The following is a 644-nucleotide window of genomic DNA, read 5'->3' on the forward strand; positions in this document are numbered from 1 at the left end:
ATCTTGACCTGCTCATCGGCGCGCCCGACATAGCGCAGCTGCCCATCAGCAGCCCAGGCCACCAGATCGCCGGTGCGATACATCCGCGCCCCGACACCACCGAACGGACACGCCACAAACCGCGACGCCGACAGTCCAGCCCGACCGACATAGCCGTAGGCCAGCCCCGCACCGGCGATCTGGTGGCCTGGGCTGCTGATGGGCAGCTGCGCTATGTCGGGCGCGCCGATGAGCAGGTCAAGATCCGCGGCTACCGCATCGAGTTGGGCGAGATCCAAGCCGCGCTTAACGCCCTCGACGGCGTCGAGCAGGCCGCCGTCATCGCCCGCGAGGACCGCCCCGGCGACAAACGCCTGGTCGGCTACATCACCGGGACCGCCGACCCGGTCGGCCTGCGCGCCGCGCTGGCCCAACGACTGCCCGGCTACATGGTGCCCACCGCAGTGGTCGCCCTTGACACCCTGCCCCTGACCGTCAACGGCAAACTCGACACCCGCGCCCTACCCGCACCCGAATACACCGACAGCGACCACTACCGCGCCCCCGCCACTCCGACCGAAGAAATCCTGACCGGCATCTACGCCCAAGTCCTCGGACTCAACCGCGTCGGAGTCGACGACTCCTTCTTCGAACTCGGCGGCGAC

Annotated in this window: 1 protein-coding gene and 1 pseudogene; one reads left to right on the forward strand and one right to left on the reverse strand. The window is 68.8% G+C overall.

Annotated elements, in window-relative coordinates:
* Positions 1 to 278: AMP-binding protein (locus A5651_RS26325; protein WP_304441194.1), on the reverse strand; the 278-nt coding region annotated here is incomplete at its 3' end.
* On the opposite strand from A5651_RS26325, the pseudogene A5651_RS23130 reads away from it, so the two are divergent.
* Positions 168 to 644, forward strand: a pseudogene (locus tag A5651_RS23130) (hypothetical protein); the annotation flags it as partial. The gene A5651_RS26325 and the pseudogene A5651_RS23130 sit on opposite strands and share 111 nt — an antisense overlap.

The organism is Mycobacterium sp. 1274761.0, assembly GCF_001668615.1.
Lineage (GTDB): Bacteria > Actinomycetota > Actinomycetes > Mycobacteriales > Mycobacteriaceae > Mycobacterium.